Genomic DNA, 825 nt, shown 5'->3' on the forward strand with positions numbered 1-825 from the left:
CCCAGCCCCATGGGCAGGATAAATAAGGGCTTGATCGCCAAGCGCTAAAATTTTTTGTAATGAGTCATAGAGCAGACCTGCCACTTCCTTACGTCGATTGGGATAAAAGTCCGTACGCCCAACATCGCCCACGAATAGCGCATCCCCTGTGAAAACCCCGACAGCTTGTTCTGGATAGGCGCTATCAAATAACACAAAGCTAATATGATCATCAGTGTGACCAGGTGTCTCTAGTACGCGAATCTCAAGCTGACCGATGGCAAAGCAGTCATTCTCATGAGTTGTTTGCGCATAAGTGATAGGCTTTTCAGGATTTGGCCCATGTAGTACTACTGCACCAGTCAATTCTGCTAGAATTGGCGCACCAGAAACCAAGTCTTCATTACGGTGAGTTTCGAAGATATGGGTAATTTTCAGCCCAGCAGCACGTGCTTTTTCGACATAAATGTTACAGTCGCGGCGTGGGTCAATGACTGCTGCTTTTCCACCTGAGCCTACCAGATAGGACAAGTGAGCGAGTCCGGGTGTCTTTATTTTCTCAAGTAGCATAATTATTCCCTTATAAATATTGGTGGCTAAATATCATTGAAGTAACTGTATTCAATAGCTGTGTTTAATAATTGTATTCAATATCTAGATTTAACATCTATATTAAATTTCGTCTTTTTAAAAGAGTAGCAAATAAATAGTACTGGCACAGTATCAAGCTATATATTATAAGTAGGTGTATTGTTTCAGCGTATCAGTACCTTAAGCAAAAATAGCATCCAAACCATAAATCGGCTACAATAAGCGCATTATTTTATTTATTAGATTGTATTCTCA

At 40.6% G+C, this 825-nt stretch carries 1 protein-coding gene; it reads right to left on the reverse strand.

The window, feature by feature from the left end:
* A partial coding sequence (locus ACS8FD_RS18845; protein ID WP_439276976.1) for an MBL fold metallo-hydrolase occupies window positions 1-549 on the reverse strand: 549 nt, incomplete at its 3' end.
* Window positions 550-825: the final 276 nt, after the last annotated feature.

It is taken from the genome of Psychrobacter sp. 1U2, from assembly GCF_051847575.1.